The following is a 20,435-nucleotide window of genomic DNA, read 5'->3' as shown; positions in this document are numbered from 1 at the left end:
CAAGGGGAGTCGGGAAGTTACTGTGATTTTCTATGGCCAACTGCGGACAGGCGGGAAGTAACCGGTCACTTGCGCGAGGGCCGGCCCGCCCGGGGCCCGACGGAATCGCGTACCACGATGTGAGTACCGAGCCGCAGCGCACCCGTGGTCGGCTCCCGCCAGTCGTCCTCGTCGCCGCCGGAGACGGCCAGCCGCACCGCCTGGCGCCCCATCTCCTCCAGCGGTACGTGGACCGTGGTCAGCCGGGGACGCAGCTCCTGGGCGACCGGGATGTCGTCGTACCCCACCAGCGAGATGTCCTTCGGCACCCGCAGCCCGGCCTCCTCCAGCGCCTGTGCGGCACCGGCGGCGACGACGTCGTTCGCCGCGAAGACGGCCGTGAACTCCAGTCCGTCCCTGATCAGTTCACTCATCCGCCGGTAGCCGAAGTTACGGCTGAAGGCGCCGGGCTGGACCAGCTCGGGATCGGCGGGCAGTCCGCGCAGTTCCAGGGCCCGCCGGTGCCCGGCCAGCCGGTCGCGGGTAGTGGAGAGCCTGGGCGGGCCGCCGAGGTAGAGGATGCGCTCGTGGCCCTGCATCAGCAGGTGGTCGGTGATGGCGAAGGCGCCGCCCTCGTTGTCGTACTCGACCGCGGCGGTCGGGGCCGCCTCGCCCAGCGGCGGCCTGCCGCACAGCACCAGCTTGGAGCCGCCCGCGTCCAGCTCACGTGCCCGGCGGGCCAGTTCGGAGGTGTAGCCGCGATCGGCGATGGAGCCGCCGACCACCACCACCGCGTCCGCCCTGCGCTCGTGCATCAGGTCGATGAAGGCCAGCTCGCGCTGCGGGTCGCCCTGGGTGCAGCACACCAGGCAGAGCCGTCCGCCGAGTGCGGCCTCGCGCTCCACGCCCCGCGCGATATAGGCGTAGAAGGGGTCGATGACCTCGTTGACGATGATGCCGACGGTCCGGTTGGAGACCCCGGCCAGTGCGCGGGCGTGCGCGTTGACCACGTAGCCGAGCTCGCGCATCGCCGACTCGACACGTTCCCGGGTCGCCTCCGCGACGGGGTAGTTGCGGTTCAGGACGCGGGAGACGGTGGCCGTCGAGACGCCTGCGAGCCGCGCGACATCGGTGACCGTCGCCCGCCGCTGTCCGTCCGCGGCCGTGTTCTGCCGGCGCATCCGGCTCACCCCCTGGTGGCTGTTGTGTGACGCCGAGCCTAGAGCCTGTGGCGGGACGGGGTTCATGCGATCCTCCCCAGGTCGGCCCGGTGCACCGGGTGGCCGAAGGGCTCGCCCCGCGCGTACCGGGCCAGCTCGTCGACGGCGAGCGCGCCCAGCCGGCCCACCTCGTTGCCCTGGGCGCCCGCGAGATGCGGGGTCAGGAAGACGTTGGGCAGGTCCCACAGCGGGTGGCCGGCCGGCAGCGGCTCGGGCGAGGTCACATCCAGGACCGCGTCGAGCCGCCCGCTGACCAGGTGCCCGGTCAGCGCCTCGGTGTCCACCAGCGGGCCGCGGGCCGTGTTGACGAGCAGCGTGCCGGGACGCATCAGGCCGATCCGGCGGGCGTCGATGATCCCCCGGGTCTCGGGGGTGTCCGGGGCGTGCACGGTCACCACGTCGCTGGTCGCCACGAGCGTGTCCAGATCGGCGGGGGTGACGCCCAGGCGCTCCGCCTCGGCGGCGCCCACGTACGGGTCGTACAGCAGCACCTCCGCGTCCAGGACCCGCAGCAGCTCGATGACCCGGCGGCCGATCCGGGAGGCGCCGACGACGCCGACGGTCAGCCCGTGCGTGCCGAGCCAGTGCTGCCGGTCGAGGTCGGCGCCGGTGCGGTGGGTGCGACGGGCGCGGTAGAGCCCCGCCAGCGGGAACACCCGCTTGGCGCCCATGATGATCGCGGCCAGGGTGAACTCCGCCACCGGCACGGCGTTGGCGGCGGCGGCCGAGGAGACGACGATCCCGCGGTCGAAGGCGTCCAGGGACAGAAACGTCTTCACGGTGCCGGCCGCGTGGATCACCGCCCGCAGCGCGGGCGCCCTCTCCAGCAGCGCGGCGTCCACGGGCGGGCAGCCCCACCCGGTCAGCAGCACCTCGGCTTCGGACAGTGCCGCGGTGGCGGCGGGGGAGTCGAACTCGCTGATCACGGACGGGTCGAGGAGGTCCGCCGTCTCCTCCAGCCGGGCCCGGACGGGAGGCGGGAAGACCTCGTCCAGCAGTCCGGGGCTCATGACCAGAACCGTGCGCGGCCGCCTTCCGGGCGGGGTCGCGGCATCGGAACCGGATCGAGCCGGTGCCTCTTCGGTGGTTCGCACCCTGCCTCCGGACAGTAATCGCGTTCTATGGAATGACCGGCACGCTAGGGAGCGTGATGGCCGACCGTCAAGCTGTCCTCGCAGGTAACTATCCTGTTGTGTCCGTGTATCCAGCGATTTTCTGGCCCGGATTTCCTTCGAGAGAGCACTGCGAAACAAAGACGTTCGCTCGGATCTCTTGACGCTTGGGTTAACCGCTTACTAACTTGCGGCCGCAGAAGGCTCACAACGCGCCACCCGGCCGAACAGGACGCACCATGGCTGACACAGCACCCCCGCTGCCGCGGGAAAAGCGGCGGCAGCGGGCCGACGAACCCGCCCCGCCCGACGCCCGGGCCGTTGCCGCACCGCGCCGGCTGACGCTCGGGCAGCGGATCAAGCGCGACCGGGTGATGCTGCTGCTCACCCTGCCCGGCCTGCTCTACTTCGTCGTCTTCCACTACGTGCCGCTGCTCGGGTACGTGGTGGCGTTCCAGGACTACCAGCCGTATCTCGGATACATGCACAGCGTCTGGGTCGGCTTCGCCAACTTCTCCGCGGCGTTCGGTGAACCGGCCTTCTGGAGCGCGACGTTCAACACTCTGGAGATCGCCCTCGTCCAGCTGGTGTTCTTCTTCCCGATCCCGGTCGCACTGGCCCTGCTGCTCAACAGCATCGCGAGCGACCGCATCAGGCGCTTCGTGCAGAGTGTCGTCTATCTGCCGCACTTCATCGGCTGGGTCATCATCGTCTCGATCTTCCAGCAGATCCTGGGCGGCGCCGGACTGCTGCCCGATGTCCTGGGGGGTCTGGGGCTGCCGCGCTACGACATGATGAGCGACCCCGACGCCTTTCCCTGGCTGCTGACCCTTCAGGTCGCCTGGAAGGACGCGGGCTGGGGCACGATCATCATCCTGGCCGCGCTGCTGAACATCGACCGGCAGAGTTACGAGGCCGCCGCCATCGACGGCGCGGGACCCAGGCGCCGACTCTGGCACGTCACCCTGCCGGGCATCGCCCCGGTACTCATCCTGCTGCTGATCCTCAACCTCGGGCAGATCCTCTCCGTCGGCTTCGAGCAGATCCTGCTCCAGCGCGACGCGGTCGGCCCCGACGCCGGTGAGGTCCTCGACACCTACGTCTACTACCACGGCATCAAGGACAACGACTGGGGCGTCGCCGCCGCCGTCGGACTCGTCAAGGCCGTCATCGGCACCGTCCTCGTGCTGGGCGCGAACAAGCTCGCCCACCGACTCGGCCACGAAGGGGTGTACCGCGGTGCTGACCGCTGAGAAGACTCGCGCCACGTCCGCGACCACCGTGCCCGCGCCCCGGCCCGCCCGCAGGAACAGGACCGACGGCAGACCGCCGTGGATGGAACGCCCGACCCGCATGGGGCAGACCGCCAAGGCGCTGGCCGTTGTCGTGGTTGTCCTCGCGGTGGCCTATCCGCTGGTCGGCGTCATCGGTACGAGCTTCGCCTCGCAGACCGACATCATCAAGGCCTCCGGCCTCGTCCTGTGGCCCGACCACCCCAATCTGGACGCCTACCGCACGATCTTCACCGGCGGGGTCGTCACCCGGGCGCTGATCGTCTCCGTCGGCATCACCGTCCTCGGCACCCTCGCCAGCCTGCTCGTCACCGTCGGCATGGCGTACGGACTCTCCCGCCGCGACGTCACCGGCTCCCGCGCCATCTTGATGATCGCCCTGTTCACCATGCTGTTCAACGCGGGCATCATCCCGAACTTCCTGCTGGTCAAGGGGCTCGGCCTGTACGACACCTACGCGGCGCTCGTCATGCCCACCCTGGTCAGCGCCTTCAACCTGGTCGTCCTGCGGTCCTTCTTCATGAACCTGCCGGACGAGCTGTACGACGCGGCGAAGGTCGACGGCGCCGGCGACTTCCGCATCCTGGTGCGGATCGTCCTGCCGCTGTCCAAGGCCGTACTCGCCGTGATCAGCCTCTTCTACGCGGTGACGTACTGGAACGCCTTCTTCAACTCGCTCCTGTACCTCAACGACTCCGACAAATGGCCGCTGCCCATGGTGCTGCGGACCTACGTCCTCCAGGGCCAGAGCCTGAACTCCGCCTCGGCCGGCGAGGTGCTCGCCCCGCAGCAGGCCGTTCAGATGGCGGTCCTGGTGATCGCCGTCGTACCGATCCTCTGCGTCTATCCGTTCCTCCAGCGCTACTTCACCAAGGGCGTGCTCACCGGCGCCGTCAAGGGCTGAGCGCAACCACCGCCCCCCACTCCTTCCTTTCCCCTCTCCCAAGGAGACTCAGGTGCCGAGCTCAACCCCCGTCAACCGCAGAGCGCTGTTCCGCATGGGTGCGGGCATCGGTCTGGGACTGGCCGCCGCCCCGCTGCTCGCCGCCTGCGGCGACGGCGGCACGACCGCCAAGGCCGAGGCCAAGAGCGCCTCGCTGCTCCCCGACACCGCGATCCGCAACATCGGTCTCAAGCCCGATCTCGCCGGCACGGCGGCCGGCGTTCCGCAGGGCTTCTTCAGCTACCCGGCGAAGCCGCTGAGGGCCACCAAGGGCGCGCCGCTCAAGGGTGCAGAGCCGGTCAGCGCGACAATGGAGACCTTCTCGCCGCCGCCGCCCTCGCGCGGCAGGAACGCCGCCTGGCAGGCCATCGAGAAGCTGCTCGGCGGCCGGGTGAACATCACCGCCGTCCCGGCGGACGACTACAGCACCAAGTTCTCCACCATGGTCGCCAGCGACAGCCTGCCGGACCTCTTCATGTACCCAGAGGTCGGCGGGGTCGACAACAAGGCGGCCTTCCTGCGGGCCAAGTGCGCCGACCTGACCCCGTACCTCGCCGGGGACAAGGTCAGGGACTACCCCAACCTGGCCGCGATCCCGAAGGGTGCCTGGCAGTCCGCCATCTTCGGCGGAAAGCTCTACGGCATCCCGATCGCGCGTACCGGCACCGGCGGTGCGGGCTTCTACCGGCACGACCTGTTCGAGGAGATCGGCATCACGAGCCTCGACCAGATCACCGGCCTCGACCGGTTCGTCGAGGCGTGCAAGGAGCTGACCCGCCCCAAGAAGGACCAGTACGCGATCATCGCGGGCGTCACCAACGTCCTCGCCATGTCGGCCGGCGCGCCGTACGCCTGGCGGATGGATCCCAAGACCGGCAGGTTCACCACCGACCTGGAGACCCCGGAGTTCCGTCAGGCGGTGGAGACCGCCCGGTCGCTGTACAAGGCGGGCTGCTACTACCCGGGCACCCTCCAGATGTCCGGGGCGCAGAAGGCGCAGTACACGGACATGTTCAAGAACGGCAAGGGCGCCTACGTCTACGACGGAATGCCCACCTATCTGGCGCCCGGGGTCGGCTACATCGCCGCGATGAAGGCGATCGACAAGAAGTACGACCCGAGGCCCTTCGTGCCGTTCGGCTCCTCGCCCGTCGCCTGGATGGACAACGTCAAGCTGGAGAACACCTATGTGAAGAACGCGTCCGGGGAGCGGGTGCGGCAGATCCTGGCGCTGGCCGACTTCGCCGCGTCACCGTTCGGCAGCGAGGAGTACACGCTCATCAACTACGGCGTCGAGGGCAAGGACTTCACCCGCGACGCGAAGGGCAATCCGGCGCTCACGAAGCAGGGCACCCAGGACGTCACCGTGCCCTGGAAGTTCATCTCCTCCGCCGTCCCGGCCGTCTTCAGCGCCGACTCGCAGGACGGCGTCCGCCATGTGCACGAGGCCTTCACCAAGATGATCCCGATCATGGAGCAGGACCCGACGCTCCAGTACTCCTCGCCCACCTGGGACTCCAAGGGCTACGGCAGCCTCTACACGTTCAAGCAGGACGCGCTCAAGGACGTCATCTCCGGCCGCAAGCCCATGTCCGCCTACGACCGGCTGGTCAAGGACTACCTGGCCAAGGGCGGCGAGCAGGCCCGCGGCGAATTCGAGGAAGCCGCTCAGAAGGGGAAGAAGTGACGACACGACGCACGGCCCTCAGACTCGGCGGGGTGGCGGTCGCCGCAGCCGCCGCCGTACCGGCCCTCGGCCCGGCCGCCACCGCACAGCCGCACCGCTTCGACCCGAAGCCCGGCTCGAACGGCGTCGGCGACCCGCTCTTCCCGACGCTCGGCAACGGCGGCTACCAGGTCGTCCACTACGACCTGGCCTTCGACTTCACCCCGGTGACGTACGACTTCACCGCGACCGTGAAGATCAACGCCAGGGCCACCCAGGACCTCTCCGCGTTCAACCTGGACACCGACGGCCACACCATCGACGCGGTCACCGTCTCCGGCCGCCCCGCGACCTGGGAGCTCACCCCCGGCCAGAGCGGCCAGGAGTTCACGATCACCCCGGCCCGCCCGCTCCACGACGGACAGGCCTTCACCGTCGAGGTCCGCTACCGCGGCAACGGCAAGGCGCCCCGACTCGGCCTCACCGGCTGGAGGTTCGGCACCGACGGCGGTTTCGCCTCGGCGGCCCAGTCCTCGCGCGCCGACACCTTCCTGCCGTGCAACGACACCCCGTCGGACAAGGCGACGTGGACGTTCCACATCAGCGCACCCAAGGGCTTCGTCGCCACCGCCAACGGCGAGCTGACCCACAAGTCCCGGCGCGCCGACGGCTCCACGGTCTGGCACTTCGCGCTGCGCGAGCGGATGGCGACCGAACTCATCGGCATCGCCGTCGTCAAGGGCACCTACCTGTACGGCACGAGCCACCAGGGCCTGCCGCTGCGTCACATCGTCCCCCAGGGCCAGGAGGAGAAGTACGGCCCGGTCGTGGCCCGCACCCCGGACCATCTGGCCTGGCTGGAGGCGAAGTTCGGCCGCTACCCGTTCTCCGTCTACGGCGTCCACATCTACGACGGCTACACCGACGCCCTGGAGAACCAGACCCTGTCGCTGTTCTCCACCAACTGGTTCAAGCCCGACGCCAACGGCCGGCCCGGATACGAGACCACCATGGTGCACGAGCTCGTCCACCAGTGGTTCGGCGACTCCGTCACCCCGAACGACTGGCAGCAGGCCTGGCTGAACGAGGGTCCCGCCGTGTACTACGCCGGTCTGTACGGCGAGGAGCGCGGCTGGTCCGTCCTCGAGGACAAGATGAGGGCGACGTACGAGAAGCTCGACGCCGTCCGCGCCGCCGACGGCCCGCCCGGACTGCCGAAGGCGCTCGGCGGCACGAACATCTACGACGGCGGCGCACTCGTGCTGTACGCCCTGAGCCTGCGGGCCGGCCGACGGAAGTTCGACACGGTCATGCGCGAATGGGTCAAGCGGTTCAAGGACTCCACGTACACCAGCGAGGCCTTCATCCGGCACACCGTCGACGTCACCGGTGACCGGTCCCTGGACCCGTTCCTGCGCGACTGGCTCTTCGGGGCCGTCAACCCGCCCATGCCCGGCCACCCCGACTGGAAGGCCACCGCGTGAACCGCACCGTGAACGTCGTACGAGGAACCGCCGCTGCCGCCACCGCCGCATTCCTGGCGGCACTCCTCGCCGCCCCCGGCGCCCAAGCGGCCCCCGGAGCACGCTCGTTGTACGTGTCCCCCGACGGCCGGGGCTCCTCCTGCACCGCCGCCCGGCCCTGCACCCCGGAAGCCGCCCGGGACCTGGCGCGCACCGAGACCGGGCGCGACGTCCGCGTGCTCCTCAAGGACGGTACGTACAAGCGCGACGAGCCCCTGAGGCTGGGCGCCGCCGACTCGGGGAGGAACGGCCGCACCATCACCTGGACCGCCGCCCCGGGCGCCCACCCCGTCCTCTCCGGCGGACAGGACATCACCGGCTGGCACCGCAACGCCGACGGCACCTGGAGCGCCGGGGTCCCCGCCGGTGTCACCCCGCGCCAGCTCTTCGTCGACGGCAGGCGCGCCACCCGCGCCCGCGGCGGGGCCTGCGCGGCGAGCACCTGCGACGCCACCGCCACCGGCATGACCGGCGCCACCGCGACCGGAATCGACCACTGGCAGCGCCCCACCGACGCCGAAGCCGTCATCCGGGTCCGCTGGCGCAACTACCACTGCCGGATCGCGGGCGTCAGCGGCGACACCATGACGTTCGTCCAGCCCTGCTGGACCAACTCGGCCGGCGGCACCGACCGCACCGGACCCGCCTGGGACTCCACGACGGTCGACTCCACCCGCTACAGCGGCGTCGCCTTCTTCGAGAACGCCCCGGAACTCCTGGACCAGCCAGGTGAGTTCGTATGGGATTCGAAGGGACGCGCCGTCACCTACCTGCCGCGCAAGGGCGAGAACATGCGCCGCGCGCAGACCGTCACTCCGCACACCGAACAGCTGCTCGTCATCGACGGTGCCCACGACGTCACCGTCAGCGGGATCGGCTTCGCCTACGCGGCGTACCGGCAGCCCGGCACCGATGAGGGCTATGCGGGGATGCAGGCCGGTCTCACCCTGACCGGAGCCACCGGCCCCGTCGACCACGCGGGCCGCTACTACACGAAGCCGTCCGCCGCGGTCACCGTCCGCGGCGGACGCCGGGTGTCCATCGAGAGCAGCCGGTTCAGCCATCTCGGCGGCGCCGGCGCGATCCTGGAGGCCGGCACCAAGGACAGCTCCCTGACCCGGTCGGCCTTCACGGACCTGTCCTCGGGCGCCGTGTACGTCGGCGACACCGAACCGGTGCCGGACGCATCGCTGGCGGGGGAGCGGAACACCGTCGCGTACAACACCATCACCCGCTCCGGCGTCGAGTACACCGACTCGGTGGGCATCTGGGCCGGTTACGAGGCCGGGCTGAGCGTCGACCACAACAGCCTGGACCACCTCCCGTACTCCGCGATCTCGGTCGGCTGGGGCTGGAACCAGCCCGAGGCCCAGAAGTCCGTGCTGCGCGACAACAAGGTGACGGGCAACCGCATCACCGACGTCATGGAGGTCGCGCAGCAGCAGCACGACGGCGGTGCGATCTACACCCAGGGCGCCCAGCCCGGCACGGTCCTCAGCGGCAACTACATCAACCGCTCCGCGTACGGCAACACCGAACGCGACGGCAACGGCATCTACCTCGACGAGCAGTCCTCGCACATCACCGTCGAGCGGAACGTCATCACCCGCATCGGCTACAAGTGGGTCTCGAACTGGGCGGACTACGGAATCCAGAACACCGCACGCGGCAACTGGACCGACACCGCGGCCCCGGCCCTCGGCGGCAGCGGCTCCGTCATGACGGACAACCTCACCGGCCTGGACCGGCTGCCCGCCGAGGCGCTCGCCGTCGCCGCACGGGCGGGCGCCCGAGGCGGCCCGGTCGAGCAGCTGCGCACCGACCTGGCCCGCACCGGCACAGCCACCCAGTCCTCGACCGAGGGGACGGCGACGGCGGCACGCGCCCTGGACGCCGACACCAACACGGACACCCGCACGCTCTCCGAGGCCGGTGCCTGGTGGCAGGTGGACCTCGGCGCCGTCCGGCACGTCCGGCAGATCGAGATCTGGAACGACGCCTCCTCCACCACGGCCGACTTCGACATCGTGACGGACGACGGGACGGTGCACATCAGCGGGAAGGCGCTGCGTCCCACGCTGGTGAACCTGGACAGCCGGACCCGCACGGTGAAGATCGTGTCCTCCGGTACGGGCCGGGTGGCGCTCGCCCAGGTTCTCGTCCACCCCTGACACACCACACGCACCACGCAACGCACACACCGCACATGACACACCGATCGCCGGACCGGCCCCTGGGCCTGTCCGGCGATCGGCCTGTCCGGCGGTCAGCGTTGCCCGCAGGAACCGGCGCGGGCTTGTGGCAGAGGCCGGGGGAGGGGCTCACTCCAGCCCGAAGGCGTCCGCCAGCATCCCGATCTGCGCATCCAGCAGGGTGTCCACGCTGTGTCCCATCCCGGTGAACTGCCCAGCCGCCTCCAGTCCCACCGATCCGTGCAGCTGCGCCCATGCGAGCAGCGCGCCCGCCAGCGCCCGTGCGCAGGCCGCGGTGTCGGAGGCGTCCGCCGCGTACTCGGTCACCCAGCCGCCCACGGCCGCGTCCGAGGCCAGCCAGTCCGCCATCTGTGTCACCACCGGGGTCACACCCGCTCCGGGAGCCCCGCCCGCGAACACCGCGAGGAACGGCCCGAGGACCGCGCGGGCCCGGTCCAGCGTGTCGGCGGGCGCGACATATCCGGGCACCGGAGAGCCCTGGATCAGGAGATAGCGGTGCGGTTCCCCGACCGCCCAGGTCCGGTAGGCGGCCGCGAGCGAGCGCAGTCGCTCGCGCGGGCTCGCCGAAACGTCATCCGACCGGGCCGCCGCCACCCCGATGGCCGTCGCGGCATCGTCGTACGCGTCCCTGATCAGTGCGTTCAGCAGGTCGTCGCGGCTGGCGAAGTATCGGTAGAGAGCCGGCCCGGACAGGCCCATGTCCTTGGCGATCCGGGTGAGGGCGAGCGCTGCCACACCCCCGTCGGCCAGCTGCCGCAGGGCTGATTCCTTGATCTCCGCCCGGGTCTGCTCCCGGTACCGGGCCCGTGGCCCCAGTTGCGCCTCGGCCATTCCCGGCCCTTTCCGTTAGGCAAGCTCGCTTCAGTTACGGAGTCTAACAGCGAACTTTGCTATGACTGATTGCGAGAGTTACTGTCTCTAACAGAAGCGATGACTCGTAGCGCATCTCTCCGAATCACTGGGAGCACCCATGACCACAGCACGCGATCTTCAGGTAGTTCTGGGCGCCGGTCCCGCCGGCACGACACTCGCCGTCGCACTCGCCCGTCGCGGCCACCCGGTCCGGCTCGTCGACCGGGCGGGCAGCGGACCGGCGCTCGAAGGCGTCGGCCGACTTCGTGGGGCCCGGCGTCCTCAACTCCACGCTCGGCGGCGCGGTGTTCCCGGCCGCGCTGACCGGGGGAGAGGTGCCGGCCTTCGGTGACATCGACCTGCCGCACAGCTACACGTACATCGGCGATGTCGCGGCGGGCCTCGCGACGCTGGGTGAGAACCCGGACGGTGACGGGCGGGTCTGGCACCTGCCCACGGCCCCGGCACTCACCACCCGCCGGATCCTGGCCATGGTCGAGGAGCGCCTCGGCCGTCCGCTGACCCTGGCCGTCGTCGCGAAACCGCGGCCGTTCGGGCCGTTCGACGAGGTGTTCATGGCGGAGTACGCCGAGATGTTCTACCAGCACACGGAAGCGCAGATCGTCGACTCCGCCGCCATCGAGAAGGCGTTCGGCCTCGTACCGAACCCGCTCTCCGCCACCGTCGACGCCACGCTCGCGTGGTACCGGGAACTGATTGCCGCGCACTGAGCGCGCCCGCCGCAGCGGTCACCGGCGCCCGTCCGGCGCCCCGGGGACATCCGGTTCCCGCGGGCTGTCGCCGGCGCCCGGGCCATTGAAGCGGAGCCAGTCCAACGCGAACAGATCGGCCGTGTCCGCACTCCACGCCGGATTGCTGAACACGGCGAAGAGCCGCACGCCGTGTCCCGGATCGGACAGCGCGAATGTCGGTGACACGGGGCGGTCCCAGCCGCCGGTGAAGGGAATGGCGACCTCTCCGAGGAGCGGCCCGGCCGGAGAGCCGGAGCGCAGTTCGAGGGTGCCGCCGGAGGCCGCGCGGACCGTCATCGAGCCGATGTTCGTCAGGGACACCGTGCCGAGGCCGATCCAGTCGCCGTCCTCGATCTCCGCGGCCTGCCGTCCGCCGGAGTCGCCCGAACGGCTTTCCGCCGCCGCGCCCCCGTGCGTGCCCCCGGTCGCCGTGAACCACTCCGCCTCGCAGAAGGCGGCCCGGAGCGTCACCGACGCGGACCCGGTGAGGGCGGGCGCGCCCGGGGCTCCGTCGTCCTCGTAGCGGGCGGTGAGGCCGTACGCGACGTCGCCCGCCACTTCGCGACCGGTCACCAGCGTGCCGGCGCAGCCGGAGCGGCCGCCGGTCCGGCGCAGTGCCGGGACACGGCCGAGCGGTGACTCCACGACCACCCGCGAGCAGTCCACTGCCCCGCTTCGACCGTCCTCCGTGTCCGCCACTCCCACGGTGAGCGAAAGTGTGTCCCCGATCCCGAACACGCTGTGATCCAGGGGCTGTTCGATCGACACGACAGGCCTGCTGTTGCCGACCGTGATCTTCCGCGCGGCCCGGGTCGTGATGCCGTCGGACCAGGTCACCGCCAGCCGAGCGGAGTGCGAGCCGTTGCCGCGGTACGTGTGTGAGGGGTTCACCTCCGTCGAATCGGTGCTGCCGTCACCGTCGAAGTCCCATGCGTACGCCACGTGTCGGGTGTTCCGCGCAGCGGCACCGTCACCGCGCCCGGCGCCGGAGAATGCGACGGTCAAGGGCGCCGGACCATTGTCCCGGCCGGTGGATATGTGGACGTCGTGCCGCGTCCCCTGAGTTGAACTTCCTCTTAGTTCAGTGCAGTTGGCGGGGATCGCGCCCGGACCGACCTCGCCCAGCAGGTGTCTGCGGGAGTGTCCCTCCTCGGATTCGGTGGCCGCGAGGCCGTGGGCATCCGGGCATCCGTCGATGATCCCTTCGTCCCGGACCGCGCTCTGCTCACCGGCTGCGGGAGTCCTGGCTGCCGACGAGGGCGATACCGACGCCGGCCCGGTGGGCGGACGGCTGGCCGCGTGCGCCCGGGGCGGCGAGGTGACCAGGAGGGTGAGGATCAGGGCCGGGCCGCACGCGAGGGCGGCGAGCGGCAGGAGTCCGCGCGCCGGGCGCGGACTCCCTGAGGCATGGCGGATCGAGGGGTGGCGACTCATGGGCGCTCCCTGTGCGGTAGATGCCGACGTGGAGGTTAGAAAGCGCTTTCTGAAATACGCCGCTCAGATTAGGTTCACGGCTTCCGCGCGGTCAATGGGCCGGTGCCACCCGCCTGCCCCGCCGTCGTCTCCTTGGCCGAGAACCTCGTCAGTGGCCGAGAAACCCGCCGATCCGCTGCCGCAGGCCCCGCGGGTCCAGGCCGTGAGCGGTGAGATGCTCGTCCATCTGTCCGTACCGGCGCAGTTCCTCGCGGGCGACGCCGAGCCCCAGGATCCGGTGGGGGAGTGCGATGAGCGCATCGTTGGCCGCGGCCGTGGACGTGCCCGCCAGGTAAGGCTCGACGATCACGACATCGGCGGCCGGCCGGTCGCCCACCGCCCGGCGCAGGCCGTCCCCGTCGAACGGCCGCACCGTCGTCGCGTACAGCACGGTCGCGTCGAGCCCCTCCGTCGCGGCGAGGGCGTTGTCGAGCATCGGCCCGACGGCGATCACCACGCCGCCCGTCCCCTCGCGCACGGTGGTGAACCCGCCCGTCCCGCCGACCGGGCGCGCCCGGTCGTTGGACTGCAGCGACAACCGCACATAGACCCGGTCGTCCCCGGCGGCGGCTTCCCGCAGCAGCGCCTCGGCCTCGTCGGGGTGTCCCGGCACGTGCACCGTCCAGCCGTCGAGGGTGTCCAGGAGCGCGACGTCCCCGGGCGCCATGTGGGTGAATCCGCCGGCCGGCCAGTCGTACGAGGCTCCGGCGCTGACCAGTACCCCGCCCACACCCTGATGGCCGAAGTCCAGCTTCACCTGTTCGAAGGGGCGCTCCAGCAGGAAACTGGCGAAGGTGTGCACGATCGGCCGCAGTCCCGTGAGCGCCATTCCGGCCCCGGCCCCGATGAGCAGCTGCTCCCGGATGCCGACGTTGACGACGCGGTGCGGATGGGTGCGCTCGGCCCGGTCGAAGCCGTCCCGGCTGATCTCCGCCAGCACGAGTGCCAGCCGGGGGTCCTCGTCGAGCAGGCGCGAGGTGGTCGCGATGAATCGGTCGCGCATCGTGTCCATCTGAGGTCTTCCTCTTCTTCTGTCCGTCGTTGCGGTGGGTTACTGACGCGAGGGCTCAGCGCTTGGCGGGGACCCGGGCGACCACGGCCCGCGGCTGCCCGGGGTGCGGCGCGGTGAAGGCGTCGTACAGCGCCTCGTGGTCCCGTCCGTCCACGGAGGCCACCGACCAGCCCGCGGTCGCGAACCGGGCGGCGATGCCGCCGGGGCGGCCGTAGGACGCCGAAGCGTTGTCGATCACCACGGTGTGCAGCTGGTCGAGGCCCGCCGGGCCCGCGTAGGCGATCGCCTCGTGGTTGCTGCCCTCGTCCAGTTCGGCGTCCCCGGTCAGCACCCACACGCGAGGGCCGGTCAGCCCCTGGGCCCGCAGTCCCAGCGCGGTCCCCACGGCCAGCGGCAGCCCGTGCCCCAGCGAGCCGCTGCCGATCTCGGCGCCGGGCACCAGCAGCCGGTCGGGGTGGTGGCCCAGCGGCGAGTCGTACGAGCCGAAGCCCGCCAGCAGCTCCTCGTCGAAGAACCCGTGGGCGGCGAGGACGGCGTAGTACGCCATCGGCCCGTGCCCCTTCGACAGCAGGAAGCGGTCGCGGCCGGGAGCGTCCACTGTTTCCGGTGTCACCCGCAGCACCCTGTCGTACAGCACCCACAGGGCGTCGAGCGTCGAGGTGGCGGCGGGGCCGTGCTTCTCGTCGCCGGTCATCAGGCTCATCAGTCGGTGCAGATCGCGGTACGTGGGCGTGGGGGCGGCGGTCGAATTCGTCATGGACCACAGCGTTCAACATCAAGCTTGGTTGAGGTCAAGCGCCCAAAGGTGTTCGTAACCACCCGTTGAAGTGCGGTATTGTTCTCATGCGCGTTCGGCCACGGGGAAACCCCAGGTCAGACGGGTATCGGGACGTGGCGCAGCTTGGTAGCGCACTTGACTGGGGGTCAAGGGGTCGCAGGTTCAAATCCTGTCGTCCCGACTCGTGAGAGTCGTCGATCAAGGGCCGGTTTCGGAGAAATCCGAAACCGGCCCTTGATCATTTCTGGGGATCAGTAGGGGACCAGCTGAGGGCTGGCGTCCTTGACCGGGTCAGCGGGACATGACGATTGGGCTCGGCAGTGAGCGCGGTGCGCGCATCACGCTGAAGTGGGCCGAAAGCGCCGCCCCGGCCGCCGTGATCTTGTGTACATCCGGGTGCTGGTAGCGCTGGGTGGTGGTCAGTGAACCGTGGCCGGCGATCCTGCGGAGGACGTGTACGTGGATCCCGGCGTCGGCGAACCAGGTCAATCCGGTGTGCCGCAGGTCATGGCGGCGCAGATGCTCGTAGCCGAGCTTGGTGACCACGCATTTCTGTCGGCCCGGGGATGGTCCGGATCTTGATTGCCTTTGCATCGGTTTTCGTGCGGTGGGCGGTCGACTGGAGTGCCGGTCAGTTGTCCCGGAGGGGACCAACCAGCCCGATGGGTGGTTGCGAAGCCCTGACCAGCATGGAGGGGTGCGGGGGAGTGACCTGGCGGGTAGTGCCGTGCGTACTCCCCGGACTCTCGCCAGCCGGCGCGGTTCCTTGCGGCCGGTTCCGCCGGTGAAGGCTACCGGCATGGACGGGGCTGCGCAGTGGATGGGGAAAGCGTGCAGCCTGCGCCACGGGCGCCGCCGGCCGTCCGTCGTGCTGCCGGATGACCCTGGCCAGCCGCCAGGCGGCATCGTACGACCTGAGTCAGTGCCCCAGGCGCGTCGATCCGGTCCGTCCGCGGGGTCTACGGCCTGGTAGGCGCGCCGGCCAGGACTTCCACCTTGCCTGTGTCGAGCGAGTAGTAGGCGCCGGCCACGGCAAGGGTGCCCTTCGCCACGAGCGGGGCCAGGTCCTGGTTGGAACGCAGGTCGGCCGCGGTCAGCTTGACCTGCGCGCGGGCCATGGTCTCGACCGGATCGGAGCCGCCCTCCCGGACCGCTTGCTCGTAGGCCGGCCGCAGAGCCCTGGCGATCGCATTCAGGTTGCCGGGAAGGGGCTTGCCTTCACGGATGGACTTGTAGGCTGCCGCGACGGCGCCGCAACGCTGATGCCCGAGGACCACGATGAGCGGAGTGCCGCTCGTCATGGGCCCGTACTCCACCGACCCCGTGACCACCGGACCGACCGCCTCCCCTCCCGTGCGCATCACGTAGAGGTCACCCAGTCCGGTGTCGAAGAGGAGTTCCGGCGGCACCCGGGAGTCGATGCACGAGAGGATCGCCCCGAAGGGTTCCTGCTTCTGGGCCACGAACTCGCGCTGGTTCGGATCCCGGTCGGGATGCCGAAGGTCTCCGCTCACCCAGCGTTTATTGCCGTCCATCAGTCTCGCGAACGCCTCGGTGGGCGTGCTCGGCCGCGCGTTTGGCGATGTGCCGGCCGCCAGCGGTGCGGCGCTCGTCGATGAGCACCCCGTGAGCGCGGCCGAGGCGACCACGAGTCCGCCGGCGAGCAGCGTTCTGCGATCGGGACGTTCTGATCCGCCCATCGGTGCTGTTCCCTTCAGTCCACTGAGATGGATCCGTGCATCTCGACCAGGGCGATTGTTCAGCGTTGTGCGCGAGCATGACGGCAGGCGCAAGCGGGTGCGGCACACTGTGCCACCGACGGCCCACAGAACCGGCCCGGGCGGCCGAGTGCCTTATGCGCCTGCCGGGCCTGCGGAACGTGCGCCCACGCGGCGGCGCCGCTGGCATCGCGCAGGTGAATACCGGTCACGTGCGTTCCGGTCCCTGTGGGGGTACGTCCTGGGACAGGCAGCGGATTCGACTCCTCACGACGTACCGGTCGATTCGCTCATCCACGCTCGTCACCCATCTCTGCCCGTCCGGCCAGGTGACTGAGCATCAGGATGCTTGTGTCACATCCCATATGTCTGGGTCATTTGAGTATGCGAACCGGTGGGTCGCCCATCCCTCTCCGGGGAGCGCGGAACCGTTCTGTCCGAGGACATGCGGGTCCAGCGGCTCCGTGCTGTTCTCGCCGTGCCCCGGCCCGTCGGCAGGCGTAGCCGCAGCAGGCCGGACCCTGCTACCAGGTCGTGCCGTCCTGACCCGCCCGGATCACCTTGCCCCTTGGCGTGCAGCGAGTGCCCCAACGGTGCGTCATCTGCGGGATCGGGAGGCTGCGGGGACCGCTGATGATCTCGCTCTCGCTGTCAGATTCGGGCCGGATCACCGGAAAGCCCGCTGGTATGGACCGATGCAAGGCGGGCGCGATTTCAAGATCTTCAGGGCACTTCTATTCGGGCAGGTGGTAGATGGCGAGGGCCGCGGTGTCGTCGTGGAGGTGATTGTTGCTGTAGATGAGGAGATCGTGGTGGAGGCGGTCGAGCAGTTCCCGGGGCTGGAGAGGGCCCCAGGAGGCGACACGTCGGCGGAGGGGGTAGAAGGCCCCGGTGCGGTCGCGTGCTTCGGTGACGCCGTCGGTGTAGAGCAGCAACTGGTCGCCGGGACCGAAGGGGTACTCATCGATCCTGTAGGCATCCGTGAGGTGCATGCCCAGGTTGAGGGGCGGTGCGGGGTCGGCCGTCTCCAGTTCGGTGACCCCGTCGGAGCGGATGAGGAGGGGTGGGGGGTGGCCGCAGTTGACGATGCGGACCACGTGACGGCGGGGGATCTCCGCGAAGACAGCGGTGACAAAGCGCTCGCCCACGTCGTTTCCGGCCAGGCGGGCGGCTCTGCGATTCATGCTCGTCTCCGCCCGGCGGGCAACGGCGGCGAGGTCGGGTTCGTCGTGGGCGGCCTCGCGGAAGACGCCGAGGAGGGTGGCGGCCGTCTCTACGGCGGGGAGTCCCTTGCCGCGGACGTCGCCGATGACAATGCGGAGTCCGTGCGTGGTGGGGAGGGCCTCGTACAGGTCACCGCCGATGCGTGCTTCGGCGGCGGCGGACAGGTAGAGGGCTTCAACCAGAAGTGGGCCGATGCGGTGCGGGACCGGGCTCAGCAGGACATGCTGCGCGACCTCGGCCACGAAGCGCACGTTGGCGAGGGTACGTTCCCGGCGCGCGCGGTGGGCAGCCAGGAATGCTCCGAGGACGCCGACCACAGCGGTGCTCAGGTAGGTGGCCACGTAGTGGCGCTCCCACACGTAGCTCACCGGGCGGCCCGCGCAGCAAGGGGTGCCGGCCAGGACTCCTTCGAAGGCGATCGCGAACACGGTGACGCCGGCGACGGCAGCGGGGCCGTGGGCGAAGGCTGTGATCACGGGGAGGGCGATGAGCAGGAAGCTCACCGGCCACTGCACGGGCGTAACGGGTTCGAGCACCAGGATGCCCGCGACATAGAAGGCGGGCAGCCACCGCATCCACGTGGGCGCGGGCGGCACCTGCGGGCCCCCACCGCCGGGCGGCGCTGCCCAGCCACTCGCCGCCCCAGGGTTGCCCGGCCACCTCACTGCTCACTCCGTCGCAGAGCGAGCGGCGCGAGCGCGGACGCTGCCCAGTCGGAGGACGAAGCCGCCGTGGGGGCCTGCATGCGGACGTTGTCCTGGCGGCTGCACTCAAACAGGCTGTACACGCGCGACTCCTGGCACATGATGTGGGCAAGACGTCCATCCTGCTTCCCTGCAACGCTTCAGGCCGACCATTGCTCCAGCCAATGGCATGTCAGGTCCTTCGCGCGGTGGCCTCTATGCCCTTCGTCAAGTCCGAGATGATCGAAAAGTGATGTCACTGGTGCGGGCATTGGCAGACCGCTGATCAGAGGCACGCGCGCCCCTCGGGCAGTCTCTTCGTGTCGTGGGTGCCGGCACGCCGATGCCACGGGTCGGCCGGGGAGAACGCGAGCACGGGAGCGAAGGGCATGGCGGACAAGACCGTCATCGAACCCGCCGGACCGTACGGACGACGAGCTGGCCCGGCTCGACATCACCGTCCTGCTGCGTCACGGCCTCGCCACCGAGCCCGGCACCCGGAGTACCTGCGGGTGCCGGGCTCGGCGGCGAAGACGGCGTCGAATTCGGATCGATCAATGCCACTTGCCGAAGACTGGACGGGGGATGCTCAACCTCTCGGGCGGGATCGGGTCGAGGGCATCTCGCCCACGTCGGCCGCGACGGCTGCCGCGTGCACCGCAGATCCGGCCACCAAGGGCTGCCGGGTCCTGGAGTACCTGTACCCGCTGACCACCACCGCCACGGACACCGAGTTCGGTGATGCGGTGGGCCGGGTCAAGTCCATCCGCCTGTGGGCCACCGAGCCGGGCACCACCACGCTGGCCTCGGCGGGCGCCTCGGTCGCGGCCCGAACGTGGACGGTCAACGAGTACGACGCGGGCCGGCCCACGGACGGCACCGCCACGGTCATGGACCAGATCACCAAGGTCACCGTCGGCGCCCAGGTGCGCGAACACCCCTCCGTCCAGGGCGAGAACCGGGTCGATCAGCCCGTCTACGACTGGGTCAAGGGCCTGCCGACCAAGACGATCAAGGACCCCGGCGGTCTGGCGATCACCGAGACCACGGAGTACGACGACCAAGGCCGTACCGCCAAGCAGCTCCTGCCCGGCGCGACGGGCACGGCCTGCTCGACCGGCCGGTCAATTCGACGGACACGGTGCCTTCGACGGTCACGTACACCTACGACACGGCCATCGAGCCGCGCGGTCCGGCCACCAAGGCAGCCGACTCGATCGCGGGCACCTTCCAGGCCACCTATGACGCGGCCGGAGCCGTGGTGACCGAGAAGCTGCCCGGCGGCTACACGGTCAAGCAGACGAACGACCCCACGGGCTCCGCCGCCGACCGTACGTACCACCCGTGACAGTGACGGCACCATCGTCTACTCGGACACCGTGACCGAGTCCGTCCACAGCCAGGTCACCAGCCGTGCCGGCTGGTCCGACCAGAACTACGGCTACGACGCCACGGGCCGCCTCACCATGGTCGAGGACACCACCGAGACGGTCTGCACGCGCCGCAGTTACGCCTTCGACGCACGCAGCAACCGCAAGTCCCTGGCCACGGCCACGCCCGGCACCGACTGCCCCACAACTGGAGGCGCCGCCACCAACTCCACGTACGACAGCGGCGATCGGCTGGTGAACTCCGGATACACCTACGACGCGTTCAGCCGTACGACTGCCCTGCCGGGCAGCACCGTGGGCTACTACGCCAACGACCTGGCGTACCAGCAGATCTCCGACGGAAAGCGCCAGACCTGGCAGCTTGACGCGGCCCTGCGGTTCCGCTCGTGGAAGGTGGAGACGGGCAGCCGCTCGACGTGGACGCAGACCGCGTCCAAGCTCAACCACTCTTGCCGGCGACGGCGACAACCCGCTGGATCGTGGAGGACACCGCCACGGGGGCGCTGAGCCGTAACGTCGTCGGGGCCTCCGGCGACCTTGCGGCGACCACGCTTTATCGCAGGGGCCACGGCGTGGGGTGCCGCCTCAGTCCTGCTCGGCCTGG

The 20,435-nt window shown here is 70.1% G+C and carries 13 protein-coding genes, 1 tRNA gene and 3 pseudogenes; 8 read left to right on the top strand and 9 right to left on the bottom strand.

Features of this window, described 5'->3' with window-relative positions; all coding sequences use genetic code 11:
- Positions 1-65: 65 nt before the first annotated feature.
- Both OG322_RS02630 and OG322_RS02625 read right to left on the bottom strand, forming a co-directional pair.
- The gene (locus OG322_RS02630) at positions 66-1,160 is read right to left on the bottom strand and encodes a LacI family DNA-binding transcriptional regulator (RefSeq protein WP_123464572.1); all 1,095 of its coding nucleotides are present in this window, start codon (positions 1,158-1,160) and stop codon (positions 66-68) included.
- Positions 1,161-1,222: 62 nt separating this feature from the next.
- A complete protein-coding gene (locus OG322_RS02625; protein WP_329305988.1) occupies positions 1,223-2,209 on the bottom strand; it encodes a hydroxyacid dehydrogenase in 987 nt (328 codons plus the stop codon).
- Positions 2,210-2,550: 341 nt separating this feature from the next.
- Between OG322_RS02625 and OG322_RS02620 the strand changes: the two genes are divergently transcribed.
- The 5 genes from OG322_RS02620 to OG322_RS02600 all read left to right on the top strand — a co-directional run bounded on the left by OG322_RS02620 (position 2,551) and on the right by OG322_RS02600 (position 9,906).
- Positions 2,551-3,564: an ABC transporter permease gene (locus OG322_RS02620; protein WP_123464576.1), complete on the top strand. Its 1,014-nt coding sequence runs from the start codon at positions 2,551-2,553 to the stop codon at positions 3,562-3,564.
- Between the two features lie 82 nt (positions 3,565-3,646).
- The gene (locus tag OG322_RS02615) at positions 3,647-4,507 is read left to right on the top strand and encodes a carbohydrate ABC transporter permease (protein WP_123464578.1); all 861 of its coding nucleotides are present in this window, start codon (positions 3,647-3,649) and stop codon (positions 4,505-4,507) included.
- Between the two features lie 52 nt (positions 4,508-4,559).
- Positions 4,560-6,233, top strand: coding sequence for an extracellular solute-binding protein (locus tag OG322_RS02610; RefSeq protein ID WP_123464580.1), 1,674 nt, complete (start codon positions 4,560-4,562; stop codon positions 6,231-6,233).
- Entirely contained in the window at positions 6,230-7,696 is a 1,467-nt protein-coding gene (locus OG322_RS02605) for a M1 family metallopeptidase (protein WP_123464582.1), read from the top strand. The genes OG322_RS02610 and OG322_RS02605 overlap by 4 nt, the downstream gene beginning before the upstream one ends.
- Entirely contained in the window at positions 7,693-9,906 is a 2,214-nt protein-coding gene (locus OG322_RS02600; RefSeq protein WP_124285733.1) for a right-handed parallel beta-helix repeat-containing protein, read from the top strand. Before OG322_RS02605 ends, OG322_RS02600 begins: the two co-directional genes overlap by 4 nt.
- Before the next feature lie 150 nt (positions 9,907-10,056).
- Here OG322_RS02600 and OG322_RS02595 read toward each other — a convergent pair whose 3' ends face one another.
- Positions 10,057-10,779 carry a TetR/AcrR family transcriptional regulator gene (locus OG322_RS02595; RefSeq protein ID WP_124285734.1) on the bottom strand — a complete coding sequence of 241 codons (723 nt, stop codon included), beginning with the start codon at positions 10,777-10,779 and terminating at the stop codon, positions 10,057-10,059.
- A 139-nt stretch (positions 10,780-10,918) separates the two neighbouring features.
- On the opposite strand from OG322_RS02595, the pseudogene OG322_RS02590 reads away from it, so the two are divergent.
- Positions 10,919-11,531 (top strand): annotated as a pseudogene (locus OG322_RS02590) (hypothetical protein).
- An 18-nt stretch (positions 11,532-11,549) separates the two neighbouring features.
- Here the strand turns inward: OG322_RS02590 and OG322_RS02585 are convergent.
- The 3 genes from OG322_RS02585 to OG322_RS02575 form a co-directional block, all read right to left on the bottom strand.
- Positions 11,550-12,986 (bottom strand): carbohydrate-binding protein, encoded by a 1,437-nt coding sequence (locus OG322_RS02585; protein WP_329305987.1) that lies wholly within the window; start codon positions 12,984-12,986, stop codon positions 11,550-11,552.
- A 148-nt stretch (positions 12,987-13,134) separates the two neighbouring features.
- Positions 13,135-14,037, bottom strand: coding sequence for a transketolase family protein (locus OG322_RS02580; protein WP_329305986.1), 903 nt, complete (start codon positions 14,035-14,037; stop codon positions 13,135-13,137).
- 55 nt (positions 14,038-14,092) lie between these two features.
- Entirely contained in the window at positions 14,093-14,794 is a 702-nt protein-coding gene (locus OG322_RS02575; RefSeq protein WP_123464591.1) for a transketolase, read from the bottom strand.
- A 128-nt stretch (positions 14,795-14,922) separates the two neighbouring features.
- On the opposite strand from OG322_RS02575, the gene OG322_RS02570 reads away from it, so the two are divergent.
- A tRNA-Pro gene (locus OG322_RS02570) sits at positions 14,923-14,996 on the top strand.
- Between the two features lie 110 nt (positions 14,997-15,106).
- Here the strand turns inward: OG322_RS02570 and OG322_RS02565 are convergent.
- The 3 genes and pseudogenes from OG322_RS02565 to OG322_RS02555 form a co-directional block, all read right to left on the bottom strand.
- Positions 15,107-15,361, bottom strand: a pseudogene (locus OG322_RS02565) (tyrosine-type recombinase/integrase); the annotation flags it as partial.
- Positions 15,362-15,774: 413 nt separating this feature from the next.
- Complete coding sequence (locus tag OG322_RS02560; RefSeq protein WP_185095505.1) at positions 15,775-16,515, bottom strand: carbonic anhydrase; 741 nt, start codon at positions 16,513-16,515, stop codon at positions 15,775-15,777.
- A gap of 752 nt (positions 16,516-17,267) precedes the next feature.
- Positions 17,268-18,353: a PP2C family protein-serine/threonine phosphatase gene (locus OG322_RS02555; protein WP_241200310.1), complete on the bottom strand. Its 1,086-nt coding sequence runs from the start codon at positions 18,351-18,353 to the stop codon at positions 17,268-17,270.
- An 809-nt stretch (positions 18,354-19,162) separates the two neighbouring features.
- Between OG322_RS02555 and OG322_RS02550 the strand changes: the two are divergent.
- Positions 19,163-20,382: pseudogene (locus OG322_RS02550) on the top strand (sugar-binding protein); the annotation flags it as partial.
- Between the last annotated feature and the right edge of the window lie 53 nt (positions 20,383-20,435).

The organism is Streptomyces sp. NBC_01260 (assembly GCF_036226405.1).
GTDB lineage: Bacteria > Actinomycetota > Actinomycetes > Streptomycetales > Streptomycetaceae > Streptomyces > Streptomyces laculatispora.
This window is presented reverse-complemented; position numbering and strand designations above follow the sequence as displayed.